This is a genomic window from Anaerocolumna aminovalerica, assembly GCF_900115365.1.
Classification (GTDB): Bacteria; Bacillota; Clostridia; order Lachnospirales; family Lachnospiraceae; genus Anaerocolumna; species Anaerocolumna aminovalerica.
Window position 1 is genome coordinate 1 of record NZ_FOWD01000054.1, and the last position, 23,329, is coordinate 23,329.

A 23,329-nucleotide genomic window follows, 5' to 3' on the forward strand; every position below is an offset into this window, starting at 1 on the left:
AGAATCATCAAAAGACTGGATTTACATATATAACGATTTAATTTACGAAATTCAAAAATGTCGTTCACAAATCCGCCGCAACCGGAAATATGAACGACAAATGACACGTAACAGAAGAAAATATCACAAAAATTCAAAACCAACTTTATAAGTATATTAAGTGAATATTTGCAAAAAAAGCCTATTCTGTTAGGTGTATTTAGTATACTCTTTTTCTTTAAAAATGAAAATATAAAATATAAATAATATAATATTTTTCATGTAGAGATTTGCTATCATCTAAAGTTGACGACATTGAGCGTCCTACTACGCTAAATTTTTATTTATTTTCTTTAGTGAATCGGAAATATATGATATAATATTTTTACTTAAATGATTGGCTCAATTCATTTCATAAATTAAATTATAGAAAAGAGGATTATCATGAAACAAATCGCTAGTTTTACCATTGATCATATGAAATTATTAAGAGGGGTTTACGTATCAAGAAAGGATAAAGTAGGTACAGAAGTTTTAACGACCTTTGATATCCGCATGACAAGACCGAATTTTGAGCCTGTAATGAATACTGCTGAAATTCATACTATAGAACATCTGGCTGCTACTTATTTAAGAAATCATCCTGATTATGCAGACAAAACTATATATTTTGGGCCAATGGGATGTCGAACCGGATTTTATTTAATCTTGGCAGGGGATTATCAGTCTAAAGATATTATATCACTGCTAATAGGTATGTTTGAATTTATAAAAGATTTTGAAGGGGAAGTTCCCGGTGCTTCTGCAGAAGGCTGCGGTAATTATTTAGATATGAATTTGAATATGGCAAAATACCTTGCCAACCGCTTTTTAGAAGAAGTACTCTACTCTGTTACGGAGGCAAATTTGATATATCCTAATTAGAAATCTTATTATGATTATAAAAATTTCTGTTTTTATTTATCATTTAACTAATGGGTTCTTCTAAGGAGAAAATTCTATCACCTAAAACGAGTTGTAATAAATTCTTACCAGATGAATATAGTATAATGATAAAGAAGAAATGGAGAAGCCATGGATACCACCTATAAATTAGTGGATCAAGAGGAAGAATCATCAGGAAAAAGCCAGATTGTTCATATAATGGACATATTAAAAGCAGCATTTCCTTATCTTGACAGTGACTCCCAACAAACTGTTGATATTTTTGTGAGGGCAGGTGAATTAATGACAACGATTAAAGATTTAAGTAATAATCATTCCGTTGCTTCATTAAGTGTGCGTAAACAGTCTATTGATTTGGAAGCACTGTTGACTAGCGTCAGAGCGGTTTGTTATCCCCGTGAAAGGGAAATTATAGATTTCTTTCTTAATATTTTTAAGGCTAAAAACTTATATCAAACATATATGAATTTAAGTCAGGTAATGGCTTCTCAATCACAGGGAACGGAAGGTTTTGAGGGCACCGGATTTGATCCTGGTACCGATTCCTCTGGGAATTCGGGCGGCATGTTTGGCATGAATATAGATCCCAGTATGATGGAAATGCTATCCTCCATGCTGCCACCTGAGCAAAAGAGTACCTTTGAAAATCTTAGCATGATTTTAAATACTATGCAGACATCATAAATAACTATTTACTTATAACAATTGTAAGTGATTATCTTATAATCTTATGCATATAATGTAAAGAAATAATATGAAAAAGAGGTAGTTATGAAAGATTTATCTTGGATGAACCATCCTGCCATAAAAGATATTGACCCCAGAAAGTTGGCATTTATCACAGAATTTGTGAATGAAACAGAAGGGAAATCCGTTGAGAAAGCCGTACCTATTCTTGTTGCAACCAATGCCAAAATGAAAGCTATGGGACTAACTTTTACCCCCCAGGAATCTGATTTAATGACCGACATTTTAACAAGAGACTTACCAGAGGCAGATAAAAAGAAAATAGAAATGGTTAAAAGAATGATGGCAAATAGAAAATAAAAAGAAAAGAAGCCTGGTACCACAAAAGTCGTGGTGCCAGCTTCTTTTTCAGAAAGTTTTTTATCATATATTAATAAATAATCCTGGTAGTCTTCTCACTACTTCATTACTATATTAACAATCTTTCCGGGAACATAGATTTCCTTTATAACATTTCCAGTTAGTTTATCTGCAATGGCTTCTTTTGCTTTGGCAATTGCTGTATCTTTTGCTTCGTCCGCATTAATCATAACTACTGTCTTTGTCTTTCCATTAATCTGAACGGCTATTTCAATTTCAGATTCTTTCATCTTTTCTTCGTCATATTCTGGCCATGTTTCTTGGAATACGCTTTCAGTATGACCTAATTGCATCCATAATTCCTCTGCCACATGAGGAATAAAAGGAGCTAATAATATAACTGCTGTTTCCAAAGTTTCTTTATCAAGTCCACCCTGGGATTTTATAATATCATGGAATTTATTGTTGTATTCCATAAATCCACTTACTACGGTATTTAAGCTAAAGGATTCTAAGCGGGAAGTAATATCATAAATCATCTTATGTCTTGTCTTGATCATTTCATCCGTTGCTTTGATACCTTTATCCTTATTATCATATACCAGATTCCAGAAACGGTTGATAAAACGGTATACACCATCAATTCCTCTGTCATCCCACTCTGAATCTAATTCCGGCGGTCCTACGAATAATTCGTAAAGCCTTAAAGAGTCACAGCCATAATCTCTTACCAAATCATCCGGTGAAACTACATTTCCTTTCGATTTACTCATTTTGGCACCATTTTTACCAATCATACCTTGGTTAAATAATTTAGTAAATGGTTCATCAAAGTCTACAATACCAATGTCATTTAAGAATTTAGTATAAAATCTGGAATAAAGTAAATGCAGTACCGCATGTTCTACGCCGCCAATATACATATCAACCGGAAGATATTTTTCTGCCTTTTCTTTTGATACTAATTCTTCTTTATTCTTACTGTCCACATATCTTAAGAAATACCAGGAAGATCCGGCCCATTGAGGCATGGTATTGGTTTCCCTCTTAGCTGGAGCACCGCATACAGGGCAGGTTGTATTTACCCATTCATGGATATCCGCAAGGGGTGATTCACCGGTTCCCGTTGGCTGATAATGGTCTACTTCCGGTAATAATAATGGTAATTCTTCTTCCGGTACCGGAACTGCACCACAATGATCACAATGCACAATAGGAATTGGTTCTCCCCAGTAACGTTGTCTTGAGAATACCCAGTCACGTAATTTATAGTTAGTGGTCTTTTTACCAATACCTCTTGATTCTAAGATTCCCGGAATATCCCGCTTTGCATCATCGGACTTCATTCCGTTAAACTCTCCGGAATTAATCATAACTCCCGGTTCTGTATAAGCTTCCCTTAAGTCCCGATTTTCTACTCCATCTTTTGCAATTACCTGAATAATAGGGATATTAAACTTAGTTGCAAAATCAAAATCTCTGTCATCATGAGCCGGTACACACATAATTGCTCCGGTACCATAATCCGCTAATACATAATCAGAGATCCAGATAGGTACTTTTGCCTGATTTAAAGGATTGATTGCATATCTTCCAGTAAATACACCTGTTTTTTCTTTATCCTGCAAACGGTCTACGGAAGACTTCATGGAGGATTTAGTGATATACTCTTCTACTTCAGCTTTTTGCTCCGGTGCAGCTAATTTTGCAGCTAATGCATGTTCCGGTGCCAATACCATAAAAGTAGCTCCATATAAAGTATCCGGTCTAGTTGTATAAACCTTCACTTTCTCATCAGTACCATCTACTTCAAAATCAATCTCTGCACCATAGCTCTTGCCAATCCAGTCAGATTGCATCTTCTTTACCTTTTCCGGCCAGTCTAATTTATCCAAATCATTTAATAAACGATCGGCATAAGCAGTTATTTTTAACATCCATTGCTTTAAGTTTTTCTTTGTAACTGTTTCACCACAGCGTTCACAGCTGCCATTTACAACTTCTTCATTTGCTAAGCCTGTTTTACAGGAAGGACACCAGTTAATGGGCATTTCCTTTTCATAGGCAAGGCCTGCTTTAAACATCTTAACAAAAATCCATTGTGTCCATTTATAAAATTCAGGATCCGTTGTATTTACTTCCATATCCCAGTCATAGATTGCTGAGATTTCATTAATCTGTTTCTTAATATTTGCAACGTTTTCTGCTGTTGATTTCTTAGGGTGAACACCCATCTTGATTGCATAATTTTCCGCCGGTAAGCCAAATGCATCCCAGCCCATTGGATGGATGATGTAAAAGCCTTTTAGTATCTTATATCTGCTCCAAACATCACTGATTACATAACCTCTCCAATGTCCTACATGAAGACCGCTTCCGGACGGATAAGGGAACATATCCAGACAGTAATATTTTGGTTTCTTTCCATCGTTTACATTAACCGGGTTAGCTTCCCAGTTCTTACGCCACTTCTTCTCAATCTCTTTGTGATTATATGGTGTAGCCATAATCTATTCCTCCTAATTCAATATAATTTGAAGTTCCACAAACATCAGTAATTTATGTTAAAAAATTATATTCTTATAACATAAAAAACCCTTTCGCCTCTATAAATAGAGACGAAAAGGTTTGATTCCGTGGTACCACTCTAATTCGTTTTAAATAGTTAAAACGCTCTCGTAATTTCTATAACGGGAATTTCCGCCTCAACCTACACATAGTATAAACAAGAATTAACATTTTATATTACTTAAATTAAATACTGTTTCAATTGAGGAACTCCAAGGCGAGTTGGGAGATATTCACCACTGTCTTACACCAGCCGACAGCTCTCTTTAGATGTATTTTCTCTTAATACTCCTTTTCATAGTTTCTATTTATTCTATTACGACTTATTTTATATCAAATGGTTTACTTTTGTCAAGTAATTATATTATATCCTTCTTTTGTTCCCATCTATATTTTATGAATATGGTAGATCCACTCTTCTTATTTTCTTCTTTCGTGCATCCTTTATAAGCTTCCTTCTTTTACTGTAAAATAAGAAATAACGCTTATATAACTGCCATCCGTATTGGGAGCCAAATATTCTACTTTATATTTTCCGTTTTTCATATCAGCAATCTGAATCTCCACTTGACTGGTGCAGCCTCCGGCTTTATTAGATGCAGTAACTCCTTCCATAACAAATTCTTTAGTTATTTTTGTTTCTGAAGGAACTTCCCGATTTGTTACACCTTTTATTTTAGCATCACCAAAATAAGTAAATTGCACTGTTATACTTGTCTTGTTTCCAGCTTTGTCTTTAACATGATATGATACGTAATAACCATAATCACTTATTGTTTTTATATTAATGACAACATCTTTTATCGTTAGCTTAGATAGATTATCACTTACAGATAGATTTTCAGCCGCCAATTTCTTTATTCCTTTACTGCCTGATTGTAACTCTTTTAAGGTAATTTCTTTGTGGTCAATTCCACTTATTTCAGGTGCTTCGTCATCAATATAAACCGTAGATGTTTCTGTAGTATTATATCCATTCTTTGTAGCGGAATACACGATTGTGTAAGTCTCTTCCGTATCCTTAATAATTTCTACTTCAATGTTATCATTAGAGATTGCTTTTCTTCTTACGGAGGCACTTACTCCTTCCAAAGCAAAATCCCTATCTACTATCATATTACTTGTTACATAACGGTCTGTAATGCCTGTAAGTACTGGTTCAAAAGAGCCCTCTTTTACTGTAACGGTGACCCCTTTCTTGCTCATTCTTCCAATAGCATCGGTAGCATAATAAATAATCTTATATTTACCAGCTGTAAAGCTATCAACTTTTCCTTCTACTTTTATTTTAGAGGTTATATCCATACCCGTTGTAGAAGTAGCAGTTACTCCCTTTAATAAATCAATTTCTGTTCCCCATTCAATGGTTCGATTCTTTGCACCGTTAATATTCGGGGCTTTATTGTTAAATGGATTATCCTTGTTAGTATCAGTAGGATCCCACCCAGTACCGGCTTTTAATTTAATGGTTTCCGGTTTGCCTAAAGGTCCCGGATCCTTATCATTATAGATCTCTACAGTGGTTCCAACAGGGCAATTATCGTATATCCATTTGGCATCTTCAACGGTTATCCGAATACATCCGTGGGAGGCAGTAGAACCTAATTTATTATATTGTGTGGCCGATAAGGTGGAAGGGTCCATCTTATAATACCATACAGAATGAAACAGAATTCCTTTAACAATTCGCGTTGAATATTGTCCCCATACATCACCCATAAGCAATTTCCATCTGTATCTTTCAATGGTATTATATGTACCTAAGGGAGTTGCCCAACCTGTAGAACAAGTCATGGCTTTCACAGGAACCGTATATTTTCCATTTTTATCTTTCTCGTACACGGTGATACAATTTTGCTGCTTATTTACTTTTATATAATAGGGATAATCCTTTTTGGCCGATACAGTTGTAACTTTCATTACAGCAAAACTGAAAATAAGGCACCCGATCATAAGCATCATCATTGGTATTCTTTTCTTTAATTTCTTATACATTCACACTCTCCTTATTTCTTATTTAAGACAAATACAACTTGTCAAATCAGTGTATGAAATAAAACTTCATAAAATACCATAAATTACTATTGTGTTATTCCCGTGTCACATCTATTTCAAAAGTGTTAAAGAATATGAAATAAAAATTTAAATATTAGCTCAATACTTCCAACCCCCCTTACATAAACTACAATCAGGACTTCTATATATTTGTTAAGCAGTGAATTGGCTATAATATAATTTGTGATAAAATCCTGCTTGCCTTAATAGCTCTTCATGCTTGCCCTGCTCTACTATATTACCGTTTTGAAGTACCAGTATCACATCTGCTTCCTTAATAGTTGAAAGCCGGTGTGCTATTACAAAGCTGGTTCTTCCCTCCATCATTTTATGAAATGCCTTCTGTATATTTATTTCTGTACGGGTATCAATGCTGCTGGTAGCTTCATCAAGGACTAACATAGGAGGATCCATAATCATGACTCTGGCGATAGTAAGAAGCTGCTTTTGTCCCTGAGACAGGTTACTTCCCTCTTCATCTATAAGGGTATCATAACCATTTGGTAATCTTTTAATAAAACTATGAGCCCAGGAAGCCTTAGCCGCTTCTATAATTTCTTCTCTGGAAGCTTCTGGTTTGCCATACGCTATATTATCCGCTATTGTTCCGGAGAACAGCCAGCTGTCTTGTAATACCATACCGATAGATTGTCTTAGTTTGTCCCGATGAATATAGTATATGTTCTTCCCATCAATTTGAATTTCTCCCGAATTTATTTGATAAAAATTCATTAACAGATTTACTAAGGTAGTCTTTCCTGCACCGGTTGGACCCACTATAGCTACAGTCTGTCCCTTTTTAACTTGCAGATTAAAATTCCTGATTAAAGAAACTTCGGGAGAATATGAGAAATTCACATCTTTAAATGTAACCTCTCCTTGGCAGTTCTCAAGGCCTTCTTTCGGTTTTAATGCCTCAGGTTCTGACTCCTGATCTAATAATGCAAATATCCTTTCAGCAGAAGCTATTGCTAACTGAATCTGAGAAGTAATGGAGGTTATTTCATTGATTGGTTTTGCAAATTGATTGGAATAGGTTAAAAAACTTGCGATATTTCCCACAGATAATCTGCCTGCCAGTGCCATGAAACCGCCAATCATTGTTACAGAAACATAGGCTATATTATTTACTAACCGTGTAGTAGGGTTGGTTAAAGAAGAATACCATTGTGCCTTCTGACCAACTGTATACAACCGGCTGTTTATTTCTTTAAAATGTTCCAAGGTATTTTGTTCAAATCCAAATGCTTTAACTACTTTACTATTTCCTATCATTTCTTCTACATATCCATTCAGTTCTCCTACTGTTTTTGTCTGAGCTCCATACATTCGTTTTGAATGCTTGGCTATAAAAGAAGCTATAAAAAAACAAAGGGGTGTAATCAGCACCACCACTAAAGTAATAATAGGGCTGATTGTCAGCATAAAGATAAAGCATCCGATTATAATTATTACCGCCGATATAATCTGGGTTATACCTTGAAATAACCCATCGGATATTGCTTCAATATCATTGGTTAACCGGCTGATTATATCGCCATGGGGGTTACTGTCAAAATAACGAAGTGGCAGAGTATTTAATTTATCAAAAGCTTCTTTACGTATATCATGTATGGTATTATTAGCTGCAATATTACTTATAACAGACATGAGCCATTGAAATATACTGCTTATTATATAAATTAAAAGCAAACTGCTGATAGTGCGTATTAAACCTTGAAAATCAACCTGGCCTGCTCCTATAATATAATCAATTGCCTTTCCTGTTAGAAGCGGGCTTAATATAAATAAAGTATTTCCAAGGATAGCACAGATAACAAGTGCAATCAGATGTACTTTGTATTTTCCTACATAACCAAAGATTCGTTTAATAGTTGTTCTTTTCATAGTGCCTCGATTCCAGCGCATTAGCGCTTTTTAATATACTGCAGCTTTTACTCCAGCACAAATTGCCGGTTAAAACTAATTTTTCAGCCGAACCTGGACTCCGGCCCTTTAGCACCTATTAATTCATTTCCTGGGACTGACAGATTTCTAGATATACTTCACAAGTATCAAGCAATTCTTCATGTGTACCAATTCCTGCTATTTCACCATCATTTAATACAATAATCTGATCTGCTGATTTAATGGTGCTTGCCCTTTGAGTAACGATAAAGGTTGTCATGGCATTAGTTTGAAGTTTTAAAGCTTTCCTAAGATTTGCATCAGTTAAATAATCCAGTGCATTAAAACTGTCATCTAAAATCAGAATATCCGGCCTGCGAACCATAGCTCTTGCAATGGTAAGTCTTTGCCGCTGTCCCCCAGATACATTGGTTCCGCCTCTGTAAATCTTACTGTTGTATCCCTCCGGCATACGCTCAATAAATTCTGATGCCTGTGCAATATCCGCAGCCCGTTTTATTTCTTCCATAGTGGCATCTTCCTTGCCCCAACGAATATTTTCTGCTATGGTACCGGTAAATAACACGGATTTTTGTGGAACAAGTCCTATTTTTCCTCTTAATTCATGAAGGTTATACTCTCTCACATCCTTATTTTCTACCAAAACAGATCCTTTTTGAACATCATACAATCTTAGAATAAGGTTTACTATCGTTGATTTACCGGAACCAGTGCCGCCAATGATTCCTATGGTATCACCACGTTTAACTTTGAAACTTATATTTTCGATATCATAATTATCACTTTTATCATAGGACATGGCAACATCCTTGAATTCTACAATGTAGTCGTAATTCATTCCCATATCTGTATTTAGCAAATCATTTTGTCTGCTTTCATTATAATCTGATTGGTTAACTTTTGCTGGATTCATATTTTTATCAGATATATTGAATGATTCAACATTATCTGTTATGGTGGATTGTGTATCTAAAACTTCCGAAACCCTGGCAGCGGATGCAAATGCCTTTGTAAATATAACAACCAAGTTTGAGATAACGATCAAAGCAGCCAGAATCTGAGTAACATAACCGATTAACGCAATTACTTCGCCGGTTGTCATGCTTCCCTTATTAACACGAATTCCCCCAAACCATATAATTGCTGCAATTGCAAAATTCAGAACCAGATTTGTCAAAGGGTTTAGCAAAGCAGATATCCTGCCTACCTTCATGGCATGATCTGAATATTCTTTATTTCTATTTGCAAATCGTTCCTTTTCGTAATCTGTTCTGGCAAATGCACGAATAACACGAACTCCGCTAAGGTTTTCCCGTAATACCAGACCGATACGGTCAATACTCTTTTGTACCGCCTTATATAAAGGAACGGTTTTTTTCATGGTAAGTATAAGTATGAGGACAAATAAAGGCAGAACAACCAGCATAATAATAGATAATTTAATATCTATTATAAATGCCATGGCCAAACCGCCAATGCAAAGAAAAGGGGCACGAATTACAAGTCGAATTAACATAGCCACCGCAAGCTGCACTTGATTTACATCACCTGTTATTCTATTAATTAAAGAAGAAGTTCCAAAGTGGTCCATCTCTGCATTGGAAAAAGTTCCGATATGTTTAAACATTTCATTCCGGATATCCGTACCAACCCCTTGTGAAACTAAGGAGGCACTATATTGACAGGCCAAGGCACAGCATATGCCAACAATTGCTGTTAACAACATGATACCGCCCATGGTAATAATATACTTCTCATCACCCCTTGCAACACCTATATCAATGACCTTGGACATAAAATAAGGCAATAACAATTCTAAAATTGCTTCAAAAAGCTTGAACATGGGTCCAATAACCAAAAGCTTTGTATAGGGTTTTAAAAAACGCGATAATTTTCTCATATGTTAAACTCCGATCCTTCTACTTCAAGTAAATTTATTGAAATAGATTCTTCATTTCTTTGATATAAAATATGATATTTTGTTTTCTTCCAAAATACCAATCGTATTAGATTATAGCATTCTTTACTGCTTTTGTTAATAGAATTCCAATTCTAAAAATATATATTTTTCGAAAATGCTAATTCATAAAACTCTTTTCTTGATATACCTTCCCTTAAAATACTTTTCTTTGAAATATAATCATGAATATAGTTTTTTACTAATATATATTAATAAATTCATTCCCCTAGGAGATTTCATGAATTACTTTACAAATCTTATATTCAAACATGGGATTTGGGCTATGTTTTTTATCATACTAATTGAATACGCATGTTTTCCTATATCTAGTGAAATTGTTCTGCCTTTCTCAGGTGCAATCGCTTCTCTGCAGCATATAAACTATTTCGTTATTCTTCCTGTCAGTGTAATTGCCGGTTTACTGGGCACTAGCTTTTGTTATACAGTAGGTAGAGTGGGAGGAGGTGCTCTAATTGACAGGCTGGTTAAAAAATTTCCCAAAGCAGGGAATGGAATACAATCTTCTCAGGAAAAGTTTATAAAATACGGAGGATTCGCAGTCTGTATTGGCCGGCTTATACCCCTTTGCCGTACCTATATTGCATTTATTGCAGGTGCCGCAAAGCAAAACCCAATTACTTTTCTGATATGCTCTTTCTTTGGAATTACTGTTTGGAATGCTGTACTAATAGGATTGGGATTTATATTACATGATAAATGGAGCTTAGTCAGTACATATTATGCTAGGTATAAAGATATCATATTACCTTTAACGGTTCTGATTGTACTAACTATTATAGTCAGAGCGAGAAAAAAGAAAAGTCCAGAAGCAGAAACGGAAACAAAATAATTATAAGGGTACACACCCTCTAAGAATCAGCTTATTTTTACTGTTCTTAGGGACCATGTACCCTTATATTGACTTTACCTGGTTTTATTTTCAGTAAGTTGTGGTAAAAGAAATGATTTTATAATAAATCTAAGAACTGGTTACCAAGGATTTATCTTTCCACTTTCCTGATGCATATCGAATACATCCAACAGTTGCAGTTAAAAGCCAGGTCAGACCTGTTGCCCACCAAATACCCTGGTATCCAAAATGGAAAGATAATATATTGGCAAACACTACCCTACACACTACTTCTGTAACGCCCATAAGCATAGGAATCTTCACATCCCCGGCACCACTTAACAAGTTTCTGGTGACGAAAATCATTCCAACAAAGCTATAGAAGAAACAGGGAACTCTTAGAGCTTCAATACCGATTCGTATTACTTCCTTATCTTCGGCTTTGATAAATAAGTTTATGATAGTCCCTCCTCCAAAATAGATTACAGGAAGCATAAATAAACTAAATCCAACTATAAACTTTGTAGCTGAAGCAAAACCTTTTTTTACCCTATCAAACTTTCCTGCACCTATATTCTGTCCTGTAAAGGTAGTCACTGCCATTCCCAGGGATACGCCAGGCTGAAGTATCAACTGTTCAATTCTAGTTGCAGCAGTAGCTGATGCCATTATAGTGTCGCCATAATTATTAATAACTCCTTGCAGTGCCATAGTAGATAGGGATACGAAAGAATTTTGTAAAGCAACCGGGATGCCCAGTAATAAACATTTCTTCACAATCCCCTTATCCGGGCGGAATTCTTTCATTGGTATTCTCAGTAACTCAACTTTCTTAAGGGCATATAATATACAACCAATTGCCGCTACTATCTGGGAAATAATAGTTGCCCAGGCTACTCCTGCAACTCCCATATGGAAAACAATAACAAACACTAAGTCTAAAATTATATTTAAAACACAGGCAACAATCAAGAATATTAATGGGGTTATGGAATCACCTAACGCTCTTAATATAGTAGCTATCCAATTATAGGCTCCAATTCCTATAATACCAACACTACAGATTTTTAAATATGTAACTGACTGATCAATAATATTCTCCGGGGTGTTCAATAATTCAAGCATAGGTCTGCTGGCAAAAAACCCCAAGATCCCCATGGTAACCAATGCAACTATAATTACATATGCTCCCGTTGCAAAGCTTTTTTTAATATTTTCTTCATCCTTTGCTCCAAAATACTGGGAAGTAATTATGGATATGCCCGCTGCCAATCCCAAAGCCAGGGAAAAAATAAGAAAGTTGATGGGACCTGTTGTCCCTACTGCTGCTAAAGCTTCTTTTCCTTCATAGTTACCAACTACGATAGCATCTACCATATTATATAACTGTTGAAATACATTTCCTATTAACAAAGGAATGGCGAATCGAAGTAATAGCTTTGCAGGGCTGCCTACTGTCATGTCTGTGGTCATATCTTTTTTCATCTGAATAATACCTTTCATTCGTCTTATCTATATTTTTATATATATTATACGTCCCTATTTATTATATAGAAAATAAATAAAAAGTAAATCATATTAATTTAATTTGTTTTTACACCATATAAAAAAATTGAAGGTTTTGAATTATTTCTTGTCTATGTAGTACAAGTAGGAATGTATTGTTTGGCAACTTGCCTCATATAATTATTTAGACATACATGAAAAAAGGTAAAGGTGAGAAAAGAGGTTAAGTATGATGAATTGGCACTGTATCACCAAAGAAGAGGCAGAAAAAACATTACAAACTTCTATTGATAAGGGATTATCCAAAAAAGAGGTATTAAAACGGCAAAAAAAATATGGTCTAAATATATTGGCAGCCAAAAAAAAGAAAAATATTATTATAAAATTCTTTAATCAGTTTGCTGATTTTATGATCATTACTCTAATCTGTGCGGCTCTTATATCTTTTTTGGTTTCCTTATTGCATGGAGAACTGGATTTTGTAGATCCGATTATTATTTTACTTATTATCACACTTAATGCCATATTGGGTGTATTGCAGGAAACCAAAGCTGAAAAATCCTTAGAAGCACTTCAGAAAATGTCCGCTCCTACAGCCCATGTTTTACGTGACGGAATCATTACCAGCGTAGATGCAAAAGAATTGGTTCCGGGTGATATTATATATCTGGAAACCGGTCATTTTGTTCCTGCAGATGGAAGACTGATTACTGCTACAAACTTAAAAGTGGATGAAGCTTCCCTAACTGGTGAATCCCATCCGGTGGAAAAAGAAGCAGACATTGTATTAAAAGAAGACGCTTTACTTGCAGACCGCAGTAATATGGTCACTGCAACAGGTATTGTTACATATGGCCGGGGAACTGCAATCGTTACTGCTACCGGTATGAATACGGAAGTAGGTCATATCGCAAAGTTAATTATGGAAGACGATACTCCCATGACACCCCTGCAAAAGAGATTAGCAAGTACGGGAAAAGCCCTGGGCATAGCTGCACTGCTAATCTGTATTGTAATATTTATAATTGGTATTTTAAAGAACCGTCCTATATTTGATATGTTTATGACCTCTGTCAGCCTTGCTGTTGCTGCCATACCGGAAGGTCTCCCTGCCATTGTAACTATTATGCTTTCCCTTGGTGTACAGCGAATGGCTAAAAAGAATGCAGTCATTAGGAAGCTTCCTGCTGTAGAGACCCTTGGTAGTGCAACGGTAATCTGTTCCGATAAAACAGGTACCTTAACCCAGAATAAAATGACGGTAACAGAACTTGCTTCCATTCATGGCAAAGAAAGGCCTGACAGTTCTTACAGTCAGCTACTGTTAACTTTAACCTCCTTATGTAACGACTCTATTCTCCAAGTAACAAACAAAGGTAAGCATTCCTCTGTTTCCGCAACAGGAGAGCCCACAGAAAAAGCATTTATATTAGCTGCTTACCAGTGCGGAATATTAAAGCCCCAATTAGATTTAAACAATCCCAGAATTCATGAAATCCCTTTTGACTCTACAAGAAAGCTGATGACCACTGTACATAGGGAAGCCAGCGGAAATATCCGCAGTATTACTAAAGGTGCTCCGGATATTTTAATACCAAAATGTACCCATGTTTATCAAAACGGCAGAGAAATACCTATGACTCAGACCCATATTAAATTTATGGAAAAGCAAAACCAAAGTATGGCTGAACGTGCATTAAGAGTCATTGCTGTAGCCTATAAAAATATCTCCTCTTCTGATATTACAAATTACAATCCATCCAAAAGAAGTGTGTCCAATCTGGAATTTAAAAAGCCTTTGGAATCGGGGTTAATTTTAGTTGGTCTAATTGGAATGATAGATCCTCCAAGAGAAGAAGTTGCAGAAGCGGTACTAACCTGCCAAATGGCGGGAATCAAACCTGTTATGATTACTGGCGACCATGTATCCACCGCATGTGCTATTGCAAAAGAGTTAGGAATTATGGGTTCGGGAGACCTTGCTATGACAGGAGCAGAACTTGCTAGGATTGATAATGATACCTTGGTAGAGCAGATTCACCGTTATTCCGTATTCGCGAGAGTTTCTCCGGAACATAAAGTTCGCATTGTAAAAGCCTTTCAGGCGCGGGAAGAGGTAGTTGCCATGACCGGTGACGGTGTAAATGATGCACCTGCTTTAAAAGCTGCCGACATTGGCTGCGCCATGGGAATAACAGGAACTGATGTTGCCAAGAATGCAGCGGATATGATACTGACAGATGATAATTTTGCTACCATTGTAGCAGCGGTAAAAGAAGGAAGAGGTATCTATGACAATATTAAGAAAGCCATTCATTTTCTTTTATCCTGCAATATAGGTGAAATCATTACCATTTTTGTAGCAATTCTTCTAGGCTTACCTTCCCCTCTGCTGGCAGTACAATTGTTGTGGGTAAACCTTGTAACGGATTCCTTACCTGCCATATCCTTAGGGGTGGAACCTGCTGCAAAAGATATTATGAAGAAGAAACCCATTCCCCCTAACAAAGGAATGTTTGCAGATGGGCTTGTATTTAAAATCTTATTCGAAGGAATTATGATAGGTTTCCTTGCCTTATTGGCATTTATTATTGGTATCCGGGTATACGACAGCCAAGTAATTACAGATCCCCTTCTTTTGCATGGCAACACCGTATCCATAGCTGCCGCACTGGTTCCAAATATAGGAAGAACCATGTCTTTCGCTGTATTAAGTCTTTCTCAGCTGTTTCATTCCTTTAATATGAGAAGTGAGCATTCACTGACAAAGATCGGTCTGTTTTCTAATATAAAGTTATTGCTGTCCTTCTTCGTATGTGGTTTTCTTCAGGTAATAGTTATTTCATTTAAACCATTGGCAAATATATTTAAAGTAGTACCTTTAAATGCTGCTCAGTGGTCGGTGGTATTGGTTTTATCCTTTTTGCCTGTCGTAATAGTAGAGATTCAGAAATCTATGCCAAAAAAATAATTTTACTTTTAGTACCATATGTAAATATTAACATCTTCCATAGTACAATAAAAAGCTGTTACAAAACCATATCATTCTGAGAAAGTAAACTAAACTCAGTGAAGATAAGAGTCTTCCCTTATAGGTTCAGACTGACAGTTTTGTAACAGCTTAATATTTAATTGTAAAACCTTTTACTTATAATTTATTACTCTGCAACAGATACATTAGAAAAGAATTTAAATCCTAATGGAGATGTATAGAATCCTTCTAATTTATCTGATTTCAAATATAAATCTGTATAGAAGTAAAGAGGAATAATTGGCATATCTTTTGCTAAAACATCCTCTGCCTGATGCATTAAATCAATTCTTTCTTTTCTGTCAGAAGAAGCTTTAACTTGTTTGATTAATTTATCATATTCTGTATTAGAATACTTGGCATCGTTATTACCGCCGCCAGTTACCCACATATCTAAGAAAGAAATAGGATCATTGTAATCTGCTAACCAACCATGACGGGCGATTTGGTAATCACCGCTGCTTCTTGTATCTGAAAATACTGCCCAGTCTTGAGAAGATATGGTTGCATTGATTCCCAATTCTTGCTGCCACATATAAATAACCGCTTCAGCGATTGATTCGTGGCCTGGATTAATCATTAATTCAACAGTTGGGAAACCTTTTCCATCTGCATATCCAGCATCTGCTAAAAGTTTTTTCGCTTCTTTTACATTTGCTTCGTAATCAGCAGGATCAACACTATACCATTTATTTGATACCTCATGGAATTCTGTTGTTGTTTCCACATCGGATAAACCGGTTGGTACGAATGTATCTGCTGGCTGCTGTCCGCCTTTAGTAACAGAATTTACAATATAATTTCTATCAATTGCAAGAGTTAAAGCTTTTCTTACATTTGCATCTTTTAAAGCTTCATTTTCTACATTTAGACATAAGAAATAGGTTCCTAATTGTCCTTGGATATATAAACCTTTATCAGTCATTCTTTCAATTTCTTCACTTGGTAAATCATCACCAAATAAGATTTCTCCATTTTCAAAAGAAGCAAGAATTGTGTTCTTGTCCTCCATTAAGTGGAAGTTAATTGTATCTGGGCCTACTTTTTCTACACCGTAGTAGTTGGGGTTTTTCTTCATAACAATCATAGATTGATGATCCCAGGTATCTAATATATATGGTCCATTACCGATATAAGTAGAAGCATCTTGAATCCATGTATCAGGATTTGCAGACACAATATCTTCTCTTAATGGAAATGTAGCTGGAAATGCACATATTTCCAAGAAATACGGTGTTGCCACTGCTAAAGTAACTTCAACAGTTTTCTCATCCAAAGCTTTAATTCCTAATTCGGATTTATCCATTTCACCTGCCATAATTTCATTGGCATTCTTAACCATATCAATAATGTAGTTGTATTGTGATGCTGTTGCAGGATCAACTAATCTTTGCCAAGCATATACAAAAGCATCCGCAGTGAAAGGAGTTCCATCTGACCATTTTGCATTATCACGGATCTTAAATGTATAAACTAATCCATCTTCACTTACTTCATAGCTTTCTGCTGTACCCTCTACAATATTACCTTCCGGGTCTAATTTCATTAATCCTTCAAATGCATGGTTGATATAAGCTGCACCATCAACAGTTGTATTAATAGTTGGATCAATTGTCTCCGGTTCCGGTCCAACACTTACATCAATTACTAACCCATCTGCTGTGTCATTACCAGTTTGATTACCGGTATTATTAGTAGCTTTTTTTCCGCAGCCTGTTAGAGCTGTAGTAACCAGCATAGTTAATGCAAGCAGCATTACTAGTGATTTTCTCGTTACTGATTTTTTCATAAATTCCTCCTTATTTACTAGCACAATAGAGTGATATTACATCCCTCTTTACCTTATTAACCTGCAAACTCTATTTCACTGTATGACTTATTTATAGAAATACAAAAGAATAAAACTTTATTCCTTTGCCATTGCTATCCTGTTTTATAGCAAATTCGCTGTTTTCGCTGTAATAGTATTTCTTAAATCACTTAAGAATATAAATTTTATTGTTTAATATTGTGACAAGCTGCAAAGTGGCCGCTTCCATACTCTTTTAATTCAGGTCTTTCCTGGGCGCACCGTTCGGTAGCATGAGGGCACCTTGTTCTAAAAGGACATCCACTAGGTGGATTTAGAGGACTTGGAATATCTCCTTCTAAAACAATTCGATTCTTGCTCCTGCTTGTTTTTGGATCAGCAATAGGAATGGCAGATAAAAGAGTTTGAGTATATGGGTGCAATGGATTTCGGTACAACTCTTTACTTTCTGTTAATTCCACTAAATGTCCCAAATACATAACGCCAATACGATTGCTGATGTGTTTTACGATAGATAAATCATGGGCAATAAAGAGATAAGTAAAGCCTTTCTCTGCCTGCAAATCCTCCAACATATTTACAATCTGTGCCTGAATGGATACATCCAGCGCCGATACCGGTTCATCACATACGATAAATTCCGGTTCTACTGCCAAAGCTCTTGCAATTCCTATTCTTTGTCTTTGTCCACCAGAGAATTCATGAGGAAAACGGTTAGCATGTTCTCTATTTAGACCAACTGTTTCCAATAAGGAGTATATTTTCTCCTGTCTGTCTTTTTTATTTTGAAACATTTTGTGAATATCAAGTGGCTCCCCAACAATATCTCCTACGGTCATTCTTGGATCTAAAGATGCATAAGGATCCTGAAATATAATCTGCATTTTTCTTCTAAGGGGATGCATATTCGCTTTTGTAATATCTGTCCCATTATATAATATCTGTCCGCCGGAAGGCTCATGTAGTCTTAGAATCGTTCTTCCTAATGTTGTTTTTCCACAGCCACTTTCACCAACAAGCCCTAAGGTTTCACCTTTTTTGATAAATAAACTTACATCATCTACTGCTTTTACATTGGAGGTTTTAAATCCGGATTTTATGGGAAAATATTTTTTAAGGTTTTTAATTTCAATTAAATTTTCATTATTCTGACTTCCCATTGTTTTTTACCTCCTTTTCATATTCATCTTTAATAGGCAGCCAGCAAAGGGCATCGTGACCTGAAGATATATTATAAGCAGGCGGTTTCTTCTCTAAACATATCTTCATGCAATGTTTACATCTTGGTGCGAAAGCACAACCCTTTGGAGGATTAATTAAGTCTACCGGATTACCTTCGATTGGTACTAAACGTTCATGCTCTTCTGCATTTAATTTAGGCATGGATCTTAACAATCCCCAGGTATAGGGATGCTTTGGCTCATAGAATATTTCATCTATACTACCTGTTTCAATTATATTTCCGGCATACATAACAGCTACTTTATCACAAATATCTGCAATAACACCTAAATCATGGGTAATAAAGATGATTCCCATATTTATTTTGGTTTTTAACTCTTTTAATAATTCAACAATTTGTGCCTGAATGGTAACGTCAAGAGCTGTAGTCGGTTCATCGGCAATTAATAATTTGGGATTACATGCCAGTGCCATGGCTATCATAACACGCTGTCTCATACCACCGGAAAATTCATGTGGATACTGATTCATACGCTTTTCAGGCTGATTAATACCAACAAGTCTAAATAGTTCAATAATTCTTGCAGTTCTTTCTTCTTTATTTAAATTGGTGTGTTTTTTTAATGATTCATTAATTTGATTTCCAACTGTGAAAACCGGATTTAAAGATGTCATTGGATCTTGAAAAATCATACCAATGTCTTTTCCTCTCATTTTTAATCTCTCTTTTTCACTTAGATTGGTAATATCTTTACCATCAAATATAATATTTCCACCGATTACTTTACCGGGTTCAGGAATGATTCCCATTAGCGCATAGGAGGAAACCGACTTACCACTTCCGGACTCTCCTACAATACCCATAACTTCACCGGGCTTTAATTCATAAGAAATACTTCTTACTGCCTTTACTTCTCCTGCATAAGTAAAGAATGATACTTCCAAATCTTTTACTTCCAATAGGTTCTTACTCTTATTTTCAGCCATGTTTCCACCTCCTACTTTTTCATTTTTGGATCCAGGGCATCACGAAGTCCATCACCAAATAAGTTGAATGCTAATATGATTATACTGATTGCAATTGCCGGGAATAATAACCGGTATGGATAGGACTGTACACCATTTAATGCCTCAGATGCTAAACTACCCAAACTGGCCATTGGAACAGATACTCCTAAACCTAAGAAGCTTAAGAAGGATTCTGTAAAGATAGCAGATGGAATCTGAAGCATGGTAGTAATGATTAAGGTACCAATACAGTTCGGTAATAAATGTTTTAAAATCAAACGCTTATTATTAGCCCCTAATGCTGATGCAGCATTGATATATTCCATTTGTTTTAATTGCAATACTTGTCCTCTGACGATTCTTGCCATACCTACCCAGTATAATAAACCGTATACGATGAAGATGGCTACGATACCGGGACCAAGTTTTTGAAGCCAGCCAAGTGCAGAACCTGAGTCAAATGCTTTTTGGAGAGGTTCTTTAATAACAATTTGTAACAAGATGATAATTAATATATCCGGCACCGAATAGATAATTTCAACAATACGCATCATAATATTGTCTGTTACACCGCCTAATAGCCCGGCAATGGAACCATACAAAGATCCGATTATTAATACAATTAGGGCAGAACCTACACCAATGATTATGGATATTCTTGAGCCTACCATAACACGAGTTAACAAGTCACGTCCCAATTGATCTGTTCCAAAAAGATGTTTTAGGTTGGGGGCCATATTTTCATCTCCTCTAACCTGTTGGTCATAGGTATATGGTGACAAAGAAGGTCCAACAAAGGCAAATATAATAAATAAAATAATTACAACTAAGGAAATCATAGCTATTTTATTTTGTTTAAGCCTTCTCCAAGCATCCTTCCAGTAACTTGTGTTTGCAGTTAATTTATTTAAATCTTCCTGTTCTTGCTTAGTGGCAGGTTCAAAATCTTCCGGAGATAATTTTATCTGCATACTCAATAAATTATTTTTTTGTAGTTTCATCTATCTTCTCCTCCTATTACTCTTCACCAAGCTTGATTCTTGGATCTACGATTTTATACAGCAAGTCACAGACAAGATTCATCAATATAATTAAAGTAGCTAAAAATATTGTTGTGCCCATAATAACCATATAATCCCTGCCATTTAGTGCTTTTACGAAATATCTTCCTAAACCGGGAATGTTGAATACTTGCTCTACAACAAAACCACCGGTTAACACACTGGCAATCAATGGTCCCAAATAAGTAATAACAGGAATTAAGGAATTTCTTAATGCATGTTTAAATGTTATAATAAAACTGCTCATACCTTTTGCTTTTGCAGTTCTGATATAATCCTGGCTAAGGGATTCCAACATACTGGAGCGCATAAGCCTTGCAACATAGCACATGGGATAAAATCCCAAGGTAAATACCGGCAGAATATAGCTGGCAGGCCCTTTTAAACCGGAAGTAGGCAGCCATTTTAAATTAACTGTAAATATAATCATGGTGGTAGTGGCTATAACGAATCCAGGAATAGAAATTCCCAGTGTAGATAATACCCGAATAACATTATCCACCCATTTATTTCTTTTTAATGCTGCGATACATCCAAGGGGTATACCAAGGGTTACAGCAAAAAGGACAGCAAATGCTCCCAATCTTGCTGAAGTAGGGAAAGATTCCTTTATAATATCAACGATTTGCCTATTTTTTTGTAGTTTATAACTTACACCAAAATCTCCTTTTAAGAGATTTATCATATAATTTTTGTATTGTATAATCAGGGGCTTATCTAAACCGTATTTTAATTCCAGAGCTTTTTTTACTTCTGCACTTGGTGCTTTTTCACTCATAAAAGGATCACCTGGAACCAGATTCATGATAAAAAATGTTATAGTTGCTGCAATAAAGATTGTAAATAGTGCAGATCCAACTCGTTTAACAATATACTTTCCCATATTTTCAACCTACCTTTTATTATTTTTGTGTACAATTACTTGAAGGATAGTATTTATCCAATAATTTTATGAAAGTATGTTCTACATTTATCTTTCTAATTCTACAATATTCGACATTATAGGTTTTAAAAAATACATGTATACATGCTTTGAAAAAAATATATTGCTCTATCATAAAGCAATATTGATTTTCTTTCGAAACCTTATTAAAAAAACTAATTAGGTACATTAAAATTTTTAATATAAATTATTATATTCATGGTTATAAATAATAACTTTTTCATTACAGAAAGTCAATAGAAAATAGTAGAAATTCGATGAATACCATACATTACCAGGGAATTTTCATGTATTGATTACAATAAATGGTTTTCATTATTTTGCATTTATATTAATCTCATGTTATAATTTATATGAGAAAAATTATATGTTATATACTTATTTTTGTATACATATGTTTTACCATCTTCTATCAAAATAACTAAAACTAAAGGCATATAGAAATGCATAGCAAGATTGGGGGATAAAAATGACAAAAGAAGAGCTTAGAAGGTTAAAGGATAAAGGACCATATGATACATCTCTAGAAGATACTTTTAATATGTATGATGAGATGCCATATGTAAAAGATATTTCTATTTGCAGTACAGATTCTATTGTATTATATAGTGGCAATATAATTAAATCTTTTACATATAAAATCGGAGAAACAAAGAAGATTCAATACTAGAATGTAAAATTGGTATAAATATTTTTATTAAGGAGGGAATTATATTGGTTCAATCTGTAGTACATATAGCATTAGTTGTAAAAGAATACGATGAAGCTATAGATTTTTATACTAAAAAGCTTCATTTTACCTTAGTAGAAGATACATACCAGCCGGAACAGGATAAGCGATGGGTTGTAGTAGCTCCGCCAGGTTCTTTAGGAACAACCATTTTGCTTGCAAGGGCATCTAAGCCGGAACAGGAGCAATTTATCGGTAATCAGTCCGGTGGACGGGTATTTCTGTTCTTAGGTACAGATGATTTTTGGAGAGACTATAAGGATATGGTTTCAAAAGGGATAGATTTTGTAAGAGAACCCAAAGAACAGCCCTACGGAATAGTTGCAGTATTTCAAGATTTGTATGGGAACCTTTGGGACTTAGTTCAGTTTAAGGACGAGCATCCCATGACCAAACGCATTCAATAGAAGTGTAATTTTTTGTTGTTTTAATAGTACAAATTTTCAAACTTAATTAGTGGCTTTATTCTATTTATTTAGTTGTCTGTTTTCTAAAGTATAACTTATAATAAATAAAGGACATGCCATATGGTAATGATTATTAATAAATCAATTACATAAATCATGTCCTTTTTATTGGGAGTATCCCAAAGTTTGTGTAAACCTTCAAACTGATGTAAAATAAAATTACTCAGTTTGGAGGTTTATTTTATGGCGAAAAGAAGAAGGAACGAGTCTCCCGAAAGACAGGCTCTACGTGAAATGGTTAATGGATACCTGAAAGAAAATCCTGTTAAAAATGGAACA

The 23,329-nt window shown here is 35.2% G+C and carries 17 protein-coding genes and 1 other annotated feature; of the genes, 7 read left to right on the forward strand and 10 right to left on the reverse strand.

Annotation, left to right across the window (positions count from 1 at the left end):
* Positions 1 to 423: 423 nt before the first annotated feature.
* From BM183_RS18935 to BM183_RS18945, 3 genes are all read left to right on the forward strand, one after another.
* Positions 424 to 903, forward strand: a complete 480-nt coding sequence (locus BM183_RS18935; RefSeq protein ID WP_091688942.1) for an S-ribosylhomocysteine lyase — start codon at positions 424 to 426, stop codon at positions 901 to 903.
* Positions 904 to 1,053: 150 nt separating this feature from the next.
* Entirely contained in the window at positions 1,054 to 1,608 is a 555-nt protein-coding gene (locus tag BM183_RS18940; RefSeq protein WP_091688944.1) for a hypothetical protein, read from the forward strand.
* A gap of 87 nt (positions 1,609 to 1,695) precedes the next feature.
* Positions 1,696 to 1,971 (forward strand): hypothetical protein, encoded by a 276-nt coding sequence (locus BM183_RS18945; protein WP_091688946.1) that lies wholly within the window; start codon positions 1,696 to 1,698, stop codon positions 1,969 to 1,971.
* Positions 1,972 to 2,069: 98 nt separating this feature from the next.
* On the opposite strand, the gene leuS is transcribed toward BM183_RS18945, so the two are convergent.
* From leuS to BM183_RS18965, 4 genes are all read right to left on the reverse strand, one after another.
* Positions 2,070 to 4,478 (reverse strand): leucine--tRNA ligase, encoded by a 2,409-nt coding sequence (gene leuS, locus BM183_RS18950; protein WP_091688947.1) that lies wholly within the window; start codon positions 4,476 to 4,478, stop codon positions 2,070 to 2,072.
* 104 nt (positions 4,479 to 4,582) lie between these two features.
* Positions 4,583 to 4,847, reverse strand: a binding site (T-box leader).
* Between the two features lie 136 nt (positions 4,848 to 4,983).
* A complete protein-coding gene (locus BM183_RS18955; RefSeq protein WP_091688949.1) occupies positions 4,984 to 6,534 on the reverse strand; it encodes a L,D-transpeptidase family protein in 1,551 nt (516 codons plus the stop codon).
* A gap of 213 nt (positions 6,535 to 6,747) precedes the next feature.
* Complete coding sequence (locus BM183_RS18960; RefSeq protein WP_091688951.1) at positions 6,748 to 8,481, reverse strand: ABC transporter ATP-binding protein; 1,734 nt, start codon at positions 8,479 to 8,481, stop codon at positions 6,748 to 6,750.
* A gap of 118 nt (positions 8,482 to 8,599) precedes the next feature.
* Positions 8,600 to 10,402 (reverse strand): ABC transporter ATP-binding protein, encoded by a 1,803-nt coding sequence (locus BM183_RS18965; RefSeq protein ID WP_091688953.1) that lies wholly within the window; start codon positions 10,400 to 10,402, stop codon positions 8,600 to 8,602.
* 298 nt (positions 10,403 to 10,700) lie between these two features.
* Between BM183_RS18965 and BM183_RS18970 the strand changes: the two genes are divergently transcribed.
* A complete protein-coding gene (locus BM183_RS18970; protein WP_170848085.1) occupies positions 10,701 to 11,312 on the forward strand; it encodes a DedA family protein in 612 nt (203 codons plus the stop codon).
* A 129-nt stretch (positions 11,313 to 11,441) separates the two neighbouring features.
* Here the strand turns inward: BM183_RS18970 and BM183_RS18975 are convergent, their stop codons facing one another.
* Positions 11,442 to 12,815, reverse strand: a complete 1,374-nt coding sequence (locus tag BM183_RS18975) for an MATE family efflux transporter (RefSeq protein WP_242961056.1) — start codon at positions 12,813 to 12,815, stop codon at positions 11,442 to 11,444.
* Between the two features lie 232 nt (positions 12,816 to 13,047).
* Here BM183_RS18975 and BM183_RS18980 point away from each other — a divergent pair, with 232 nt between their 5' ends.
* The gene (locus BM183_RS18980) at positions 13,048 to 15,789 is read left to right on the forward strand and encodes a cation-translocating P-type ATPase (RefSeq protein WP_207650163.1); all 2,742 of its coding nucleotides are present in this window, start codon (positions 13,048 to 13,050) and stop codon (positions 15,787 to 15,789) included.
* 187 nt (positions 15,790 to 15,976) lie between these two features.
* On the opposite strand, the gene BM183_RS18985 is transcribed toward BM183_RS18980, so the two are convergent.
* The 5 genes from BM183_RS18985 to BM183_RS19005 all read right to left on the reverse strand — a co-directional run bounded on the left by BM183_RS18985 (position 15,977) and on the right by BM183_RS19005 (position 21,793).
* Positions 15,977 to 17,638: a peptide ABC transporter substrate-binding protein gene (locus BM183_RS18985; protein ID WP_091688957.1), complete on the reverse strand. Its 1,662-nt coding sequence runs from the start codon at positions 17,636 to 17,638 to the stop codon at positions 15,977 to 15,979.
* Between the two features lie 206 nt (positions 17,639 to 17,844).
* Positions 17,845 to 18,819, reverse strand: a complete 975-nt coding sequence (locus tag BM183_RS18990; RefSeq protein ID WP_091688959.1) for an ABC transporter ATP-binding protein — start codon at positions 18,817 to 18,819, stop codon at positions 17,845 to 17,847.
* Positions 18,803 to 19,828: an ABC transporter ATP-binding protein gene (locus BM183_RS18995; protein ID WP_091688961.1), complete on the reverse strand. Its 1,026-nt coding sequence runs from the start codon at positions 19,826 to 19,828 to the stop codon at positions 18,803 to 18,805. The genes BM183_RS18990 and BM183_RS18995 overlap by 17 nt, the downstream gene beginning before the upstream one ends.
* A gap of 11 nt (positions 19,829 to 19,839) precedes the next feature.
* On the reverse strand, positions 19,840 to 20,850 hold the full coding sequence (locus BM183_RS19000; RefSeq protein WP_091688963.1) for an ABC transporter permease: 1,011 nt from the start codon (positions 20,848 to 20,850) through the stop codon (positions 19,840 to 19,842).
* A 16-nt stretch (positions 20,851 to 20,866) separates the two neighbouring features.
* Positions 20,867 to 21,793 (reverse strand): ABC transporter permease, encoded by a 927-nt coding sequence (locus BM183_RS19005; protein WP_091688965.1) that lies wholly within the window; start codon positions 21,791 to 21,793, stop codon positions 20,867 to 20,869.
* A gap of 529 nt (positions 21,794 to 22,322) precedes the next feature.
* Here BM183_RS19005 and BM183_RS19010 point away from each other — a divergent pair.
* Both BM183_RS19010 and BM183_RS19015 read left to right on the forward strand, forming a co-directional pair.
* A complete protein-coding gene (locus tag BM183_RS19010) occupies positions 22,323 to 22,523 on the forward strand; it encodes a hypothetical protein (RefSeq protein ID WP_091688967.1) in 201 nt (66 codons plus the stop codon).
* Positions 22,524 to 22,567: 44 nt separating this feature from the next.
* A complete protein-coding gene (locus BM183_RS19015) occupies positions 22,568 to 22,990 on the forward strand; it encodes a VOC family protein (RefSeq protein ID WP_091688969.1) in 423 nt (140 codons plus the stop codon).
* Positions 22,991 to 23,329 lie beyond the last annotated feature (339 nt).

Excerpts from the sequence above, each read along its gene's own strand:
- BM183_RS18935 (WP_091688942.1), top strand. The coding sequence starts at position 424 with ATGAAACAAATCGCTAGTTTTACCATTGATCATATGAAATTATTAAGA.
- BM183_RS18940 (WP_091688944.1), top strand. The coding sequence starts at position 1,054 with ATGGATACCACCTATAAATTAGTGGATCAAGAGGAAGAATCATCAGGA.
- BM183_RS18945 (WP_091688946.1), top strand. The coding sequence starts at position 1,696 with ATGAAAGATTTATCTTGGATGAACCATCCTGCCATAAAAGATATTGAC.
- leuS (WP_091688947.1), bottom strand. The coding sequence starts at position 4,478 with ATGGCTACACCATATAATCACAAAGAGATTGAGAAGAAGTGGCGTAAG.
- BM183_RS18955 (WP_091688949.1), bottom strand. The coding sequence starts at position 6,534 with ATGTATAAGAAATTAAAGAAAAGAATACCAATGATGATGCTTATGATC.
- BM183_RS18960 (WP_091688951.1), bottom strand. The coding sequence starts at position 8,481 with ATGAAAAGAACAACTATTAAACGAATCTTTGGTTATGTAGGAAAATAC.
- BM183_RS18965 (WP_091688953.1), bottom strand. The coding sequence starts at position 10,402 with ATGAGAAAATTATCGCGTTTTTTAAAACCCTATACAAAGCTTTTGGTT.
- BM183_RS18970 (WP_170848085.1), top strand. The coding sequence starts at position 10,701 with ATGAATTACTTTACAAATCTTATATTCAAACATGGGATTTGGGCTATG.
- BM183_RS18975 (WP_242961056.1), bottom strand. The coding sequence starts at position 12,815 with ATGAAAGGTATTATTCAGATGAAAAAAGATATGACCACAGACATGACA.
- BM183_RS18980 (WP_207650163.1), top strand. The coding sequence starts at position 13,048 with ATGATGAATTGGCACTGTATCACCAAAGAAGAGGCAGAAAAAACATTA.
- BM183_RS18985 (WP_091688957.1), bottom strand. The coding sequence starts at position 17,638 with ATGAAAAAATCAGTAACGAGAAAATCACTAGTAATGCTGCTTGCATTA.
- BM183_RS18990 (WP_091688959.1), bottom strand. The coding sequence starts at position 18,819 with ATGGGAAGTCAGAATAATGAAAATTTAATTGAAATTAAAAACCTTAAA.
- BM183_RS18995 (WP_091688961.1), bottom strand. The coding sequence starts at position 19,828 with ATGGCTGAAAATAAGAGTAAGAACCTATTGGAAGTAAAAGATTTGGAA.
- BM183_RS19000 (WP_091688963.1), bottom strand. The coding sequence starts at position 20,850 with ATGAAACTACAAAAAAATAATTTATTGAGTATGCAGATAAAATTATCT.
- BM183_RS19005 (WP_091688965.1), bottom strand. The coding sequence starts at position 21,793 with ATGGGAAAGTATATTGTTAAACGAGTTGGATCTGCACTATTTACAATC.
- BM183_RS19010 (WP_091688967.1), top strand. The coding sequence starts at position 22,323 with ATGACAAAAGAAGAGCTTAGAAGGTTAAAGGATAAAGGACCATATGAT.